Below are 15,401 nucleotides of genomic sequence, written 5' to 3' on the forward strand. Positions count from 1 at the left end.
TTAGGGAGTCGATATCTTGAATTGCAGTTCCACATGGCGGGGGGCGGGTGATTCAATCTCATCAAAGCGATCCACTTCAAATGGTTTAGCAATACTATTGCCCGCCAAATCTTCGATTCGATCGTTGACTTTCAAGAAATACTCCCCTGCCCTCCAGGGTTGCTCAGGCGTAAAGCTCCACGTGGACTCTGAGTCGGCCAACGACACGCGGCCCGCAACGACTGTTTGTCGATCATCGATTACAGTGATGCCGCGACTGACAATTGCATGATCAAGCGGTTCGACCAAGTTAACTACGAGTGGTCGTACGCTGTCCGCGACGGGCGAAGAGATCGTCCATTGCGTCGGGTCTGGCTGCGTATAATCGGCATCGATCGTTACGAAGCGTTTGACAAAGTCTGCTACCATCGGTGTACCGTTGGCATCTTTCCACGACGTTTTAATTCGCAATTGATAATTGCGGTTGGCATAAAGGATTGCCCCATCTTCTTCGTGAGGGACCAGACCACGTTTCACCCGAGCCGGGTCCAATAGCAACGTCAAGCGAGTACCGGAAGGGTCCCACAGCTCTTCTGCAATCTCCAAAAAAGGATGCTCCAGATGAAGCCCGTTTTCATCGGTCAGTTCGATGTGGTTGTAAACATTTCCAAACGACATTGGGGCCGAAAAATGGACGTAAAACTTCAGCAAGTTCTCCGGTAGTTTATCGGCGGTAGGGCTGATCTTTTGGACGTGAGTCGACGGCGTACGAACTTGCTCTGGGATTTTAACAACGTGCTTAGCGAAAGTTTCTCCTAGTTTCAGTTGCACTTCGTAATCGACGCCTGCTTCCAAGGGGAATCTCGCAATGAAGTCGATGGCTTGTGATTTCGCGTCAAGCTTGCACTTACCGAACACTTTCGGGCGTTCTTCTATTGAAGCTTGATCGCTGTCGTTACGGAGGACATGCAGCGAGACAAGCTGGTCCCATTCAGAATCATCAAGTGCAGCGGCTGCCTGCCATTGTGAGGCACCCAGGCCAGCGATTCGAATGCCAACGGGCTTCTGATGGTCGTCGCCAATCAGTTCTACGCGAATTTCCGCCAGCGAAACGGTTGAAAGTAGAAAGCTGAATAAGCAAGTCAACAGGCCAAACCAGCGAACACACATGCGATTTGTATCATTCCGTTAGAAGCCTTCCGTCTGACAAGGTCGACGATCGAAACCGCCGACCACGATGTTGCCGAGCTTGCTGCAATTATGGTAGCGGGATACTGACCAGCTTTGCGGAGCCTTCTGCATTACGCTGAAGAACAACAGCATGATCCTCGTCCAAGCGATCGAGTTGTTCAACGCCGTTGAGGGCATCGATTGTTTCGTAGGAAAGCCCAGCAGTATCGCTGACTCGATCTGCAATCGGCTCAATGGAATCAATTCCTTCGGTCGTGATCTTCATGACACCGCGCGCACTGTTGGCCAGTAGAATGTAGTTCTTACCGTCTCGCTTGTAGACGACCATATCTAGAGGTCGGTTGCGATTGCCCAGTTCTGCCACTGTGGTTCCACGAATCTTCGAGCCTGCTTGCAGATCACGAATAGGGATCTTGACCAAGGGAGTGCAAGTGTAAGCTGCGATCAGGTGTTCTTGGCCACCAATCTCACAAGCGGCAAAAGTACGGACAGGTGAGTTGGTTTCGAGCTTGCCGTGCGCACCGTGAAAAATCTCTACGCTGGTTCCCTTCGATACATCAGCAAACGGGAAATTGATGGCGCGAAGATTGGAGGAGAATTCTTCATTCGAAAGTCCAGCAATGACAATCTGGCCATCGATAAAGGCCAAGTCTGTAATCGATTCATTACGCGGATTTCCACGCTGTGCTGCTGGGTTCGATTGGGCTGCATTGGGGATTTCCGCCATACTGCTGGGAGAAGCCGCTAAATCGACTTCGCTGATAGTACCATTGGGAGTAACCTTCAGCAAAACAGGAGTGGCTTCGGGCCCGCGACCTCGAGCTACGGATACAAACACATTTCCACTAGCAGGATTGGCGGCCAAATCCACAATTTGGATTTCAGACGCCTTCGTACCCAGAGCGGCCGCGATCTTTTCATCGATGGCATCAATATTGTAGCTGACAGATCCGTCGCTCTCGACGTCATTGGTAGCAATCGCAATGATCTTTGCATTCTTGGGATCGGCAGCCAGAAGAATCCCTTCGGGAGCGAATGCAACCGGTCCGGCGCTTCCCAAGCTTGCAGCTCCAGGTTTCATGCCGCTTTTTAAGTCGGCTGCGTAAGACTGTGTTAGCAGTAAACTACTTAAAGCTAACGCAAAAAAACTTTTCTTCATCACAACACCTCTTCAGAAAGATCCAGAAACCAAAAGCCGCTTTACAGCAGCACCAAATAAACCATCAACGTAACCCCACTCAGTGACTCGCCAAACTCGTTTTAGTTTTTCTTGCTTTTGCGATCCTGAAGTGGCTCTTCTTTATCACTCTTCTTGCTCGATTGCGCCTCACGTTTTTTCAACTCGCTTTGGCGTGCTGCGAAATCCTTTTTCAGCTCAATCTGCTTACGTTCCAGATTTTCGCGGTCCACTTCCAATTCTTTACGGGCTTGTTCTAGTTTGCGAAACTGCGATTCCAGTTCACGTTGCTTACCTTCCAAAGCCTCATGGTGCTGGCGAAGCTGCTGCTCTTTTTGCTCTAGCTTTTCCCGAGCGTGATCGAGTTTCAATTCCTGGATTTCTCGTTGCGCTTTAAACTCGATCGCTTGTATTTTCAACAGGGACTTCAACTCCATTATTTCTTGCATCAAATCAAGTGTTCGTTCCACTTGTTGCGGTGCATCGCTTTGTACTGGCGGCTGCGTTGCATTGCTTTGTACTAATCTGACTTTGGGCATCGTGTCAGTCAGTAAAGGCATCTGTTTCACTACGGGTTGCAATGTCCGTAGCTCTGCTACCGGAGCATCGATCGATTCGACTCCAGAACTCAATAGAATCGGTCTGCAATTGGGATCGGGTAATGACACTCCAGACGGGTCGTCGGCATAGGACGTAGTGACCGCGAGTAAAAGGCAGAGCATCGAAAGGCTGCTGCAAATTAACACGTGGGATAGTTGAGTGGGGATGTGTAGCTTCATGATAGAAGTTGAGTCATCAAGAGGGACTATGCGGGCAGGCAGCAGCGCGGGCGATTGAGGCGAATTCGCATGTGAGCGGAATTTGGCTCAGGCTAGTCGGAAATTATAGCAGAAATGGCAAAGGGAAAGGGAACAGCCCGGAAATCAGATGGGGCTGGAGTTCGCTTGACCGAAAAAGGCAGTTCCTTTCTCGGTTAGCCGCAGGGGGGCGGGTTTTGGGCAGATGGCTCTGCCCGAAAAGTGGGGGCAGCTAACTTAACGTGCCCTTGCTGCTAGGGATATCGTCGGTTCTCGGGTCAGCCTCCCAAGCCATACGCAATGCACGAGCCGTGCCTTTAAAAATCGCTTCCGCGATATGGTGGCTGTTGCGGCCATGCTCAAGGATCAAATGCAAATTGCACAGTGCGTTATTGGCAAACGCTTGCCAAAAATCTTCAATCAGTTCAGAGTCAAAGTCGCCGATTTTCGGTTGCGGAATCGGAGCTTTGTAGACCAAATATGCACGACCACTGAGATCGACAGCGGAAGTGATCAGGGTTTCTTCCATGGGCAAAATACACTGACCGTATCGCTTTATACCTCGTTTATCGCCAAGCGCTTCTTTGATGACGATCCCCAAGCAGATACCAATATCTTCTGTGGTGTGGTGCGCGTCGACATGCGTATCACCTTTGGCTTGAATGGATAAATCGGCCAGCGAATGCTTTGCGAATAAATGCAACATGTGGTCAAGGAAGCCGACGCCGGTTGCGACATCACACTTGCCTGAACCGTCCAAGTCGATGCTTAGTTTGATTTGAGTCTCTGCAGTATTCCGCTCAATACTTGCGGTGCGGTGTTTCGTCATAGTTTTTTCGGAGAAGCTTAATTGATTAACGGCGTCGGCAGTGGAGAGTTGGTCATCATTGGGGGCGATTACCAAACGAAGTCTCGCTTACAACTTGAGCATGCTTGAGTACTTGCAGGGTGCGATCAATCGCTTCATCGGTCCCAACGCTGATTCGCAGGCCGTCCGTCCAGTCCGGGTAGTTCATATAACGAACCAAAATCTTCTCGGACTTCAGGACTTCATATAACCGTCTTGACTCATCGTGCTTGGGCTGGCTCCATACAAAGTTTGCCTGCGAATCAATGACGTCAAAGCCCAACTCTTTCAGGCTCCGCGTCATTCGATCACGCGTCGCGTTACAGCGTTTGACGTTCTCTTCTAACCAAGCTTGGTCTGCCATGGCCGCAGTCGCTGCCGCATTCGATAATGCATCGGTGTTGTAGCTATCTTTGACCTTTCGCAGCATTGCGATCATCTGAGGATGCGCAACCAAAAAACCAAATCGCAAACCAGCCAAAGCATAAGATTTGCTCAGCGTTCTTGAAACCATGACATTGGGATAACGTGCTGGTAGATCCAGGCAATTAAAAGATGCGAAATCTCCATAAGCCTCATCCACCAAGACCGGACAATCCATACGATTTGCCAAATCGATAATCTGTTCGCGACTGACCATTGTCCCCGTGGGTGAGTTTGGGTTCGGAAGATAGATCAGTCGTAAACGATCTCGCGATTGCATGAACGCGGATGAGAGCGACCAGTCTTCAGCAAAATTGATCTCTTCGATATTCGCGTCTTGGATATGTCCTAAAGTGCGGTAAAGAGTATAGCTGGGGTTGGGGAAACGAATCCAATCCCCTTGTCCGACAAAGGCCCGCGTGATGATGGTCAAGATGTCGTCGCTGCCATTTCCGCAAAGGATCTGATCTGGGGATACCCCTAAAACCTCTGCGGCTTGATTTCGAAAGCCAGTCGCCAGCGGATCTGGATACCGCTCTAAACGAATCGCTTCCTTTTGAACCGCTGCCCACACCCTGGGGCTTGGTGGATACGGATTCTCGTTCGTGTTGAGCTTGATGGTTTGCGCGTCTGCGGACTGTTCGCCGGGGATGTATGCCGCCATCTTTTGGATGTTGTTGCGAAAGTATCCCTCAATTGGTTTTGACATGCTATTCTTCCCTTCGGATCGCAACGCTTTGGCGATGGGCGGTGAGGCCTTCTTTGGTGGCCAACAGGCAAACATCTGGCGCAATTTCCGTTAGTCCTTGGCGATCAAATTCAATTACGCTGCTGGATCGCAGGAAATGGTTGCTGCTGAGCCCTGAGGCCCAGCGCGCGGTTCCCCCAGTCGGCAGGACATGCGATGGACCTGCGGCATAATCGCCTAACGCTACTGGTGAGTATACGCCCAAGAAGGTCGCGCCTGCGTTTCGAATCTTCGGCAACAACTCCCTCGCATTCTCGATCGCGATGTGTAAATGCTCCGGTGCCATCAACCGAATGATCTCACAAGCTTGATCCGCATCGCGGACATGGATATACGCCCCGTATTCGTTTAACGAATCAATAATCAGGTCGCCGCGGTCCAGTGCACTGACTTGCTGCTGCAGTTGGTCATCAATGGCCTGAATGGTTTTCAGATCCCAACTTACTAGGACACTGCTGCCTGGCGAATGTTCGGCTTGAGACAGTAAATCGGTGGCAGCAAACGCTGGCGGTGTCGAGGCGTCGGCCACCACAATGACTTCGCTGGGGCCGGCGATTGAGTCGATGTCGACTTCGCCAAAGACGTACTTTTTGGCTAGTGCGACAAACAGATTGCCGGGGCCAACAATCATGTCGACTTGGGGAATCGTTTCGGTTCCATACGCCATCGCCGCCACTGCTTGGGCTCCACCAACCGCATACAATTCGTGCAAGCCTAACTCATAGCACAACGCTTGGATGTCGGGATTGAAGGCTCCCAGTTTCGTCGGCGGAGCGACTACAGCAATCTCCGAAACCCCGGCTGCTTGAGCGGGAACGGCTGTCATTAGCAGCGATGAAGGATAGGCTGCCGCGCCGCCTGGAATGCACAAACCGACCCGTCGTAGCGGCGTATATCGCTGTTGCAACGTCACGCCTGTTGTTGGGGTGGTTATAACGTCGCGGTGAAGAATGGCTTGTTGGAAATTGAGGATACGCTCGCGAATGCGTCGGACGGTTGCCAAGAAAGCGGGATCGCATTTCGCATGAGCTTGTTCGAGCTGGTCCAAAGGAACTCGATAGCCGTTGCCAGCAGCATCATACTGGTCAAGCTCGCGACTATAGTGCAGGACTGCATCGTCACGACGCTGTCGAACATCTTGGCAGATACGTTCGACCACTTGAATCGGCGCTAGCGCGGCACCAAAGACACGCAGTGTCAGTTCGCGCCCGCGCGGACTAACGATATCTCCACTGGGTGATAATTTTTTACGAAGCAGATTTAACTGAGGTGAAACGTCACTGGAGGTTGCATCAAGCAAAGGGATTCGAAGGTGCGACACAGTTATTCAACTTCAATAGCGAAGGAAAGTAGCCCGACACATCAGGCAAACGAACTTAATTGCAAGTCAGTGAAACTGACATTGGACGAGACCGATTGGACATCATCATGGTCTTCCAATTGCTCCAGAAGCTTTGCGATCGAAGTTGCCGTTTCATCATCCACCTCTACCGTAGTGCTCGGGATACGAGTGATCTCCTTCATTTCGATGGCGAATCCGGCCGCTTCGATTGCATCGGTCAAATCTGCATACACTTCGGTCGCACAGACGACCTCCAATTGTTCTCCATTTTCATTGACGTCATCGGCACCATTTTCCAGGGCGAGTTCCATCAACGTCTCCAGCGAAACGGTGTCACGCTTCAAAACGATCACTCCCTTGCGTTCAAATAAGTACGCGACGCAATTGGTCGATCCCAGCTTTCCACCCGCATTATCAAAAATCTTGCGGACTTCAGACGCGGTTCGGTTGCGATTATCGGTCATGATATCGCATAGGACCGCAACGCCCCCGGGACCGTAACCTTCGTAGAGGATTTCTTCGACATCCCCGCCGTCTAGTTCACCGGTTCCTTTTTTGATAGCGCGTTCGATATTGTCTTTGGGCAGTGAGACTGCTTTTGCATCGAGAATAGCTGCACGCAAACGAATGTTTGCAGAGGGATCTCCTCCGCCCATTTTAGCGGCCACGATAATGGCCTTGCTCAGCTTGCTCCACAGCTTGCTGCGTTTGCTATCAACGGCAGCTTTGCGATGCTTGATATTGGCCCACTGGGAATGGCCGGCCATTACCGAACTCCTTTATTTCAATGAATGCACGTATGCAGAAAAAGGGGAAACATTTGTAACCAGCATAGTCTATTGCTCGATTCAAATTGGATAAGAGCAATTATCGCGGCTTTTTCTTGGTCAGCGACTGAGCGGTTTTGGAAGGTTTCGCTGGAGCCTTCTTGGAAGCCGCCGGTTCTTTTTTGGCAGGGGGCTTCTTCGCAGGCTTGGCGGCTGGAGCGGGGCGACTGGTCGCTTTCGCTTTCGCTGGTGCGGCTGGCTTGTCCTTGGCAGGCTTACTGTTTTTCGCCGGTGCCGGTGCCGGTGCGGCTGGCGGCTCTTCTGGCTTTTTCTTGGTCGCTGGCTTGGCTGCCGGTTTGGTCACTGCTTCGGCCTTCGGTGGGGCGGCGGCTTCCGGTTTGCTCGCCTTTCCTTTCTTGGGCGGTGCGCTGACAGGCTCTACCTTCTTGGCTGCAGTTGCCGAAGCTTTACCTGCGGCTGGCTTTTCAGCATGGTCGGCCTTTGCTGGAGCTGCGGGCTTTTCTTGTTTCTCAGCTTTGGCGGGAACCGGTGGCTTGTAGGTGATCTTCAGTTCTTTAAAGACGGCCGCGACAGTCGCATGCTTTGGATTGTTCTTGAAATCAATTGCCAACTGGTGCAGCAATTGAGCGAACTCGGTCCCTTTGCTTTTCGGTATGGTCCGTTCCAATCCTGGAATGGAGCCCTTCTTGGCTTCCGCTTCTGTGAGCAGTTCTGTAACTATTGCCAAATGAAGCTCTGCAGGACCGACAGGAATTGCATGCCCGCCAAACGCATTCTGGCTAACATAGCTGCTCACAAAGTGGGTCATGCCTTTCAACCCAGTCAGGAACTCAACCGACTTTGCGAGGTTCCCTTTCTTCAAGTCTTCAACATCAAACGCGTATCTGGTTTCATACAGTGATTGCAGGATACGTTTGAGCCGCTGTGCGCATCCGACGCCAACGGGACCAGCCGATATCAATTCGGACAGTTCGATGGCCGTGGTAACGCGGATCTCATTGTAATCGACGTACATCTGCAGGATCTTGGCAAAGCCTTCGTCTGCCTGCTCGAATGTCGTGTCTTCCAAAATACAGCCGTAGACCAAATGGTCCATGACGGTACGTTCGGAAGCAACAGAAACGGTCTTGTAGTGTTTGCGAAGCGACTTAAAAAGCTGCTCGATCTTACCAGAACGAGAAGTACTCATGTTTGCAAGCTTGTGCGGGTTGAACGGTGTGGCGGATTAAAGGGGGAATAAACGTTAGCTCTTGGCGTTGGCGATTCTAAGTCTCTTCCAGATTGGATTTGTTAGCCGATGAATGGTCGTCTAAGTCTGTATCTTCAAGCTCCTGGTCGATTGCTGATTCGGTTGGTAATTCTTCGGACACCGCAGGAGCATCCGCGCCTTGACGTTCTTCAGCAATCTGTTCCAAGATTTGCGTGACGGCCAGTTGCTTCTTCACGCCGTCGTCCAGCATGAAGGTCAGCCGCGGGGTGTAGCGAGTGTCGATGCGTTCGGCGATTCGTTGCTGAAGGAAACCTGCGGAATTTTGCAGTCCGCGCAACGCCGTTTTTTGCTGGACCGGACTGCCCATGATACTGACATAGACTTTGGCTTCACGCATATCAGGCATGACTTCAACGCCCAACACAGTAACATTCTGGACGCGAGGGTCCCGCAATTCGGTGAGGATACTCGTGGAGACAACTCCACGAATCGCTTCACCTGCCTTTAATAATCGACGGGAACTCACAGGACCGCTAACCTCTCGTGTAGTGATAGTTGGCTGGATGCTTAATCCAGCTTACGTGCGACAGATTCGATCTTGTAAGCTTCCAACACATCGTCTTGTTTGATGTCGTTAAAGTTGGCCAGCTTGATACCGCATTCCATTCCGCGAGGAACTTCTTTGACGTCATCTTTATGGCGTCGCAGAGTGTCCAATGCGTAATCCCCGATAGTGCGTCCGTCGCGATTCAAGCGAATTCGACAACCGCGTTCGATGGCTCCTTGAGCAACATAGCAACCGGCAATCGTTCCCACCCGTGATACGCTGAAGACTTGTTTGACCAACGCTCGACCAAGCTCCACGACTTTTTCTTCGGGACGTAGTCGGCCTTCGACCAACGCTTTGATGTCTTCCGCCAGTTTGTAAATGATGTCGTAGCGACGGATTTCGACGCGACGAGCTTCGGCCATCTGTCGGGCAGCTTCGTCCGGGATGACATTGAACCCGACGACTACCGCATCAGAAGCTGACGCCAAAGTTACGTCCGCCACGCTGACACCACCCACAGATTTCTGCAAGACCTTGATCTCGACTTCCGGGTGTTCCAGTTTGGATAGTTCTTTTTCGATCGCTTCCAACGAACCACGCGTATCGGCTCGGATGATCAAGTTCAGCGGTACTAGATCTTCGCCTGGACGAAGCTTTCCGGATTGCAGCAGTTCTTGGAAGGTTTCAAACGAAACCTTCGTCGAGGAGCCAGACAAGTTGTCTTTACGAGCACGATTTGCACGCGCTTCGGCAATCTCGCGGGCTTGGCCAATATCGTCAATGACGTAGAACCTTTCGCCAGCCTCTGGAGCAGTTTCCAGGCCGGTGATATTCACTGGCACCGAAGGACCTGCTTCCGACATTTGCTTGTTGACAAGCAGCGTGTCGTACAAGGCTTTTACGCGACCGAAACTCGAACCGCAAACCACGACATCGCCGACGCGTAACGTTCCGTTTTGAACAATGGCTTTCGCGATCACACCACGATCGGCCGCTTGTTCGCTTTCAAGGCAAATACCGGTGGCGGCACGTTTGCGATTGGCGCGATACTCATGAAGCTCTGCTACCGTCAGCAGCGTCTCCAAAAGTTCGTCCATTCCTTGACCGGTGATGGCACTGGTTCCAACGACTTCGATGTCACCACCCCAAGCACTTGGCGTCAGTTGATGCTCTGTCATTTGAGTCATCACGCGATTGAGGTCAGCGCCAGGCAAATCGATCTTGTTCGCTGCGACCACGATAGGAACGCCAGCCGCTTTCGCGTGAGAGATCGCTTCTTCGGTTTGTGGCATGATGCCGTCATCGGCGGCGATGACGAGCACTGCAATGTCGGTGACATTCGCACCGCGAGCACGCATCTCCGTGAACGCTTCGTGACCTGGAGTATCCACAAACGAAATTTTTCGGCCATCTTTGTCGACTTGGTAAGCGCGAATCGATTGAGTGATCCCGCCTGCCTCGCCGCGAACGATCTTTGTGCCGATCAGGTAATCCAGCAGCGATGTCTTGCCGTGGTCAACGTGGCCCAAGAAGGTAACAATCGGCGATCGAGGCTCGAGGTCTGCCTCTGCATCTTCGGTCGCTTCGTAATCGCTGAGCAGTTTCTCTTCTACGTTCTCATGTTCTCGGAACTCAAGGTCCAAGCCCAAATCGGTCGCCACCATAACTGCCTGTTCGGCATCTAGTTGCGCGTTGATGTTTAGCAAGTTGCCTAAGGTCATCAGGGAGCGGAGCACGCGAGCCGCAGGAACCCCGGCAGCCTCGGAGAAGCTTCGCACGGTGCAAGGCAATTCAAGAATCACCTTCTCCTTTCGCGAGATCGTGCCAGCAGGCTTACGTCGGATCGGTTTCATGCCGCGGCGTGGCGAATCATCATCCGCGTCTTCGACGCTTAGGATTCTATTGGAGCGACTTTTGCGTTCGCGACGCATGTCGGCTAGCGAAGCAGTTTTACCGCCTGCGCGTTCTTCGGCTTCGTCGACGACAGGACCGCGTTTGCTTTTGACTTTTGCTTTATCCGCGTTCGCTTTGAACTCGGTCAATGCACCTGCGCCCGTCTTCGCTTGGGCCGCTTTGGCGTTCTCTTGCTTGACGAAATTTTCAAGCGGCGCGTTCATGCCCTTTCGCGATCCCGCAATCATATCGGGAGTCAAGCGAACATCAGGCCGCATCGGCGCGGGTTCTTTGGATACGGGTGGTGGAGGTGGGGTCGCGCCCTTGGGGATACGCGTTCCAATATTGATGATAGGTTCGCGAGCAGGTCGCTTCTTGCGTTCAATCGGCCCTTTAGCACCGCTGTCAGCAGGGCGGTTACGAGAACTCAAATCGCGAACAGGACCGCCGACTTCGGGAGCGACGTAGTCGCGACGGGCACCAGGGCCGCCCGAACTTTCGCGTCGTACGGGAGGCTTGGTCGATCCCGTGGCTTTTTCCGGCGCAGATTCCGAGACAACCTCAGGTACCGCCGTGCTCGTCGCAGCATCGTCCGCTGGTGGTTCCGAACTGGCCGCTAGTTCCTGTGCGGGCGCAACCTCTTTTTTGGCCGCTGTTTCCGCTGGAGCAGAGCTTGTGCTGGATTCTTGCGTTGCAGAACGATTTGTGGTCAGCGGCGCTGCGCTGGCCGCGGTACGTTTGGCACCGGGTTTGGCACCCAGTTGCCGCATGGGATTGGTATCCCGAATCGTTGGCCGTTCGGGCACAACGGCGGGACTAACGCTCTCCGAAGTCCCAGGTTGGGCAGTCGGGGCAGCAGTTGCAGCTTGCGGGGCGGCGGGGGTTGGAGCGTTACCGCTGCCAGACTCGGCCGCACCAGCGACGTGGCGACGAATGCGATCCGCTTCGTCGTCCTCTAAATTGGCAAGAGGCGACCCCTTGTTGGCAATACCCAACCGATTACACAGTTCAACAACTGCTTTGGAGTCTAAATTTATTTCTTTGGCGAACTGAAAAATACGCATTGCGTAAGGCGCGACCCTTAGACTTTTATCTTGAGCGATTCGCAACTTGGGGAGAAGATCTAACGCGTGCAATCTGGTTGACGCATCCGCTCGCCGAGGGCAGGAATCACTGCTTGAACTATTCAAAACACTTTACATAAATGCCTCCAGAACAACCGCTGCACTGAAGATTGCCCGCCACGAAGCTGAAGCTTGCAAGCGGGTTGGGATGGTCGCGGCATGTGTGTCGCAACCATTTAACTGTTAGGCCGCATCATCTTGGTCGGTCGACCCCCCATCGGACGGCTTTTTCTTCTCGTCTACTTCCTCTTCTGATGCGGGCTCTTGTCCCGCAGGCTCCTCTGCTGCTGACTCTTCCCCTGAAGGCAGTTCCGCCGCAGGCTCTTCCTGAGGTGGTGGACTGGCTTCAGCAATTGCCTGCGGGCTGGCGGCACCGCGGTAAGCATTCTCTTTCTCGTGCTTCTCGACCCGCTTTCGCTCGGCTTCTGCTTCTTCTTGCTCTTCAGCTCGAAGCTCAGCCTGCTCCACTAACGCGTCCACTTCCTCCTCGCTCAATCCACCCATATCCATCAAAACGTCGGGCTCAATCACCGATAAATCATCGTATGACAAATAGCCCTGCTCCACTAGGCTTTGCGCCAGTTCGTCGGTCATTCCGTCCAGCGCCATGAAGTCGCCCACAGCTCGCTCGATTTGCTTCTCAAGCTCGTCGGCCGTCATGATCTCGATATCCCAGCCGCACAGCTTACTGGCCAGCCGAACGTTCTGACCATATCGACCAATTGCCTGAGAAAGATGATCTTCTCCAACCAAAGCAATCGCACGACCAATCATATCGCACAGCAAAACCTGATCGACTTCGGCTGGCTGCAACGAGTTCGGTATCAATACTTTAGGGTCGTCACTCCAGCGGACAATGTCGATGCGTTCACCGGCTAGTTCACTGGTAATATTTTTAATTCGGTTGCCACGCATCCCGACGCACGCACCGACACAATCCACTCGCTGGTCGCTGCTGAAGACCGCTACTTTCGAACGGTAACCAGGCTCGCGAGACACCGATTTGATCTCGATGACGTTCTCGGCAATTTCGGGGATTTCTTGTTCAAACAACCGCTGGATCAAAGTCGCTTTAGTCCGGGAAAGGATGATTTTGACCCGATTGCCGGACGCTTTCACTTCATAAATAACAGCTCGAATCCGCTCGCCGTTATGGTAGGATTCACCAGGGATTCGCTCACTATTTGGCAAAATCGCTTCGATGTTTCCAAGCTGCACCACCGTGACACCGCGTTCAACACGTTGCACAACGCCAGTCACCAATTGCCCCACTTGGTCCTGAAACTCATCCATCCGGGCATCGCGTTCGGCCTCGCGGACTTTTTGAATGATGACCTGTTTGGCTGTCTGTGCGCCAATTCGACCGATTTCTTCTTGGTCCAGCGTTTTTCCATCGACGGTCGCGGAAATCACTCCGTTCTGTCGGCCGATCGCAATCAAGATTTCGGCGGTTTCACCGAACAACTTTTTGAAAGCAGTCACCAGCGCTGACTCGATCGCCTGAAACACAAACTCGCTATCGATATTCTTCTCGCGATGTAGCGAATCGACGATTCTAAGCAGTTCTTGAGGATTCATGCGCAATATTCGCAGACGGTTGACGCCTGCGACGATCCAATCGTTGGTTGGGCAATTGTTATTCTATTAGTACACCCCTAGCTGGCCTCCCACTTTCATCAATTGCTGTCAATGAAACTAGACTCCCGCGGCAGCCTACAAGCATCAGGAATCGAGCAAAATTATCGGCGGGAGGCCAATTTGTCAACCGCTGAGGGCTATTTGCGAGCGAATAAAGACGAACTGGACGTCAGAATCTTGCGCATTAGAGTACGCAGTCCGATCAGATGGTGTGAAAGCAGCAGGCTGGCGGCGGGCGACCGAACTCCATGAGCATTGACTAGATCGTCTTCGCCGTGCGGCCACTGCAGCAACCGGTCGATGAAAGCGTCAAGCCATACTGCGGAGACGGGCCACCAGTGGTGTCGCCGAACAATTTCAACCGGCAGGCAGCGTCCTTCGCTTGAAAGTGTCGCTAGTCCGCTATAAATCGAACAACGGGCTGCTGCCAGTCCGCCCAGTTTAGCCGCTTCCACCATGCCCGTGCTCCATTCGGTTGAGTGGAGTAGCCAAGTGTAAATCGCGGAACAGACCGCAAACCGAGGGTCTTTTGCGACCACAGCCCAGTCGCTCAATGGCTGCAAATATGCGGATAAGTTTTCAACGCCTTCGCCGGCCGAAAGGGCTTCGTGCATCGCCTCTAGCCACTGCAGGACCGTCTTTTCATAAGTGCCTTCCGTCAGCCAAGCGAGGGTGTCCAGGGCGTTGCACTCGCCTGGAGTTTGCTCAAATGTCGCAAATTGCGTCGCCCTGGCCGCCAATTTGATAAATCCAGCCAAGTCCAATGTCTCGTTTTCAGCATCGACGCCTGCCGCTTCCAGCAAGCCCTTGGCCCACGTGGAAATACGATTGGTGGTGCCCTGAAGCGAGGTGCTCATGAAGACAATTGCTGGCAGCAGTCGATCGACCGAACCGGTCTTGCTCGAGATAAACGGGTTCTTGATCTGCATCGTGATCAGCCGCTGGACGCTTTCGACGCAAAACGGCAGGATTCGGGCAAGCCGGTGGCCTGACAATCGCCAGCTCAGCGAGGTCGAAAATTGGGTCGGGTTGGATCGGCATTCCAGCAGCGATTGGCCAGCAGAAATCGCGATGTGCGTCATTATTCCATGTCGCCGCGGAAAGCTTCGCAAAAACGCTAAATCGTTCCCGCACATCGTGCTCAAAAGTCGCCCGGCTTGCTCTTTAGTGCAGCCTTCAAATTGCAATCCAAAGGCCTCGCCAATGGCAATCGCAAACAACGAAGATTCAATGGCCGACTCTCTCAGTGCAGAAGCACGAGGTATAGACCACGCGTCGCTGGAAGGGGAGAGCATCTCCGGCCAATTCTCTCTACTAGGATTCTTTCGCTTTAACATCTAGCAGTCCGCAAGGCGGCTTCTTCTATTAAGGGGCACTAGTCTGCATCTGTTCAACAAAAGTCGCCTGAGCAAGTTTCGGACCGCCTCTTGTGGAATACCCACAAAACCGCAAAATGCTTGCTTACTGAACAGTTTACTATCCTAGTTCTCAAAAAAGCGGCACGCACGACGATTTTTACTGAACGGCCGTAAAAACGTTGCCTGCAGCAGCCTTTAACGGTTGTGACTGCTCCGGCAGTCCTGCTGGTTCCACTTCCACTGATGAACTATCGGAAGTGTGGGCTGTCACTGCCTGTCTCGTTTCTCTAGGCGTGCGACCATTTACGCCTAGGCATGCGGTGGTTACTGTTCAAA

General features: G+C 52.7%; 12 protein-coding genes. All 12 read right to left on the bottom strand.

The genetic code is table 11. The annotated features are described in order from the left end of the window. The 12 genes from SH302x_RS03505 to SH302x_RS03560 all read right to left on the bottom strand — a co-directional run bounded on the left by SH302x_RS03505 (window position 1) and on the right by SH302x_RS03560 (window position 15,002). On the bottom strand, window positions 1-1,149 hold the full coding sequence (locus SH302x_RS03505; protein WP_479367361.1) for an Ig-like domain-containing domain: 1,149 nt from the start codon (window positions 1,147-1,149) through the stop codon (window positions 1-3). Window positions 1,150-1,237: 88 nt separating this feature from the next. Next, window positions 1,238-2,329: a hypothetical protein gene (locus SH302x_RS03510; protein ID WP_479367362.1), complete on the bottom strand. Its 1,092-nt coding sequence runs from the start codon at window positions 2,327-2,329 to the stop codon at window positions 1,238-1,240. A gap of 101 nt (window positions 2,330-2,430) precedes the next feature. Continuing rightward, the gene (locus tag SH302x_RS03515) at window positions 2,431-3,069 is read right to left on the bottom strand and encodes a hypothetical protein (protein ID WP_479367363.1); all 639 of its coding nucleotides are present in this window, start codon (window positions 3,067-3,069) and stop codon (window positions 2,431-2,433) included. Between the two features lie 307 nt (window positions 3,070-3,376). Further along, a complete protein-coding gene (gene hisB, locus SH302x_RS03520) occupies window positions 3,377-3,973 on the bottom strand; it encodes an imidazoleglycerol-phosphate dehydratase HisB (protein ID WP_479367364.1) in 597 nt (198 codons plus the stop codon). Window positions 3,974-4,028: 55 nt separating this feature from the next. Beyond that, window positions 4,029-5,123, bottom strand: a complete 1,095-nt coding sequence (hisC, locus tag SH302x_RS03525; protein ID WP_479367365.1) for a histidinol-phosphate transaminase — start codon at window positions 5,121-5,123, stop codon at window positions 4,029-4,031. A 1-nt stretch (window position 5,124) separates the two neighbouring features. Continuing rightward, window positions 5,125-6,483 carry a histidinol dehydrogenase gene (gene hisD, locus SH302x_RS03530; RefSeq protein WP_479367366.1) on the bottom strand — a complete coding sequence of 453 codons (1,359 nt, stop codon included), beginning with the start codon at window positions 6,481-6,483 and terminating at the stop codon, window positions 5,125-5,127. Window positions 6,484-6,524: 41 nt separating this feature from the next. Then, window positions 6,525-7,271 (bottom strand): YebC/PmpR family DNA-binding transcriptional regulator, encoded by a 747-nt coding sequence (locus SH302x_RS03535; RefSeq protein WP_479367367.1) that lies wholly within the window; start codon window positions 7,269-7,271, stop codon window positions 6,525-6,527. A gap of 100 nt (window positions 7,272-7,371) precedes the next feature. Next, entirely contained in the window at window positions 7,372-8,481 is a 1,110-nt protein-coding gene (locus SH302x_RS03540) for a hypothetical protein (RefSeq protein WP_479367368.1), read from the bottom strand. A gap of 76 nt (window positions 8,482-8,557) precedes the next feature. Beyond that, complete coding sequence (rbfA, locus tag SH302x_RS03545) at window positions 8,558-9,028, bottom strand: 30S ribosome-binding factor RbfA (RefSeq protein ID WP_479367369.1); 471 nt, start codon at window positions 9,026-9,028, stop codon at window positions 8,558-8,560. Between the two features lie 41 nt (window positions 9,029-9,069). Next, window positions 9,070-12,009, bottom strand: a complete 2,940-nt coding sequence (infB, locus tag SH302x_RS03550) for a translation initiation factor IF-2 (RefSeq protein WP_479367370.1) — start codon at window positions 12,007-12,009, stop codon at window positions 9,070-9,072. A gap of 243 nt (window positions 12,010-12,252) precedes the next feature. After that, window positions 12,253-13,647 (bottom strand): transcription termination factor NusA, encoded by a 1,395-nt coding sequence (gene nusA / locus SH302x_RS03555; protein ID WP_479367371.1) that lies wholly within the window; start codon window positions 13,645-13,647, stop codon window positions 12,253-12,255. Between the two features lie 197 nt (window positions 13,648-13,844). Further along, window positions 13,845-15,002, bottom strand: coding sequence for an ADP-ribosylglycohydrolase family protein (locus SH302x_RS03560; protein ID WP_479367372.1), 1,158 nt, complete (start codon window positions 15,000-15,002; stop codon window positions 13,845-13,847). Window positions 15,003-15,401: the final 399 nt, after the last annotated feature.

Source organism: Njordella calcicola (assembly GCF_056494125.1).

Coding starts and splice junctions, on each gene's coding strand:
- SH302x_RS03505 (WP_479367361.1), bottom strand. CDS start 1,149: ATGTGTGTTCGCTGGTTTGGCCTGTTGACTTGCTTATTCAGCTTTCTA.
- SH302x_RS03510 (WP_479367362.1), bottom strand. CDS start 2,329: ATGAAGAAAAGTTTTTTTGCGTTAGCTTTAAGTAGTTTACTGCTAACA.
- SH302x_RS03515 (WP_479367363.1), bottom strand. CDS start 3,069: ATGCTCTGCCTTTTACTCGCGGTCACTACGTCCTATGCCGACGACCCG.
- hisB (WP_479367364.1), bottom strand. CDS start 3,973: ATGACGAAACACCGCACCGCAAGTATTGAGCGGAATACTGCAGAGACT.
- hisC (WP_479367365.1), bottom strand. CDS start 5,123: ATGTCAAAACCAATTGAGGGATACTTTCGCAACAACATCCAAAAGATG.
- SH302x_RS03535 (WP_479367367.1), bottom strand. CDS start 7,271: ATGGCCGGCCATTCCCAGTGGGCCAATATCAAGCATCGCAAAGCTGCC.
- SH302x_RS03540 (WP_479367368.1), bottom strand. CDS start 8,481: ATGAGTACTTCTCGTTCTGGTAAGATCGAGCAGCTTTTTAAGTCGCTT.
- infB (WP_479367370.1), bottom strand. CDS start 12,009: ATGCGTATTTTTCAGTTCGCCAAAGAAATAAATTTAGACTCCAAAGCA.
- nusA (WP_479367371.1), bottom strand. CDS start 13,647: ATGAATCCTCAAGAACTGCTTAGAATCGTCGATTCGCTACATCGCGAG.
- SH302x_RS03560 (WP_479367372.1), bottom strand. CDS start 15,002: ATGCTCTCCCCTTCCAGCGACGCGTGGTCTATACCTCGTGCTTCTGCA.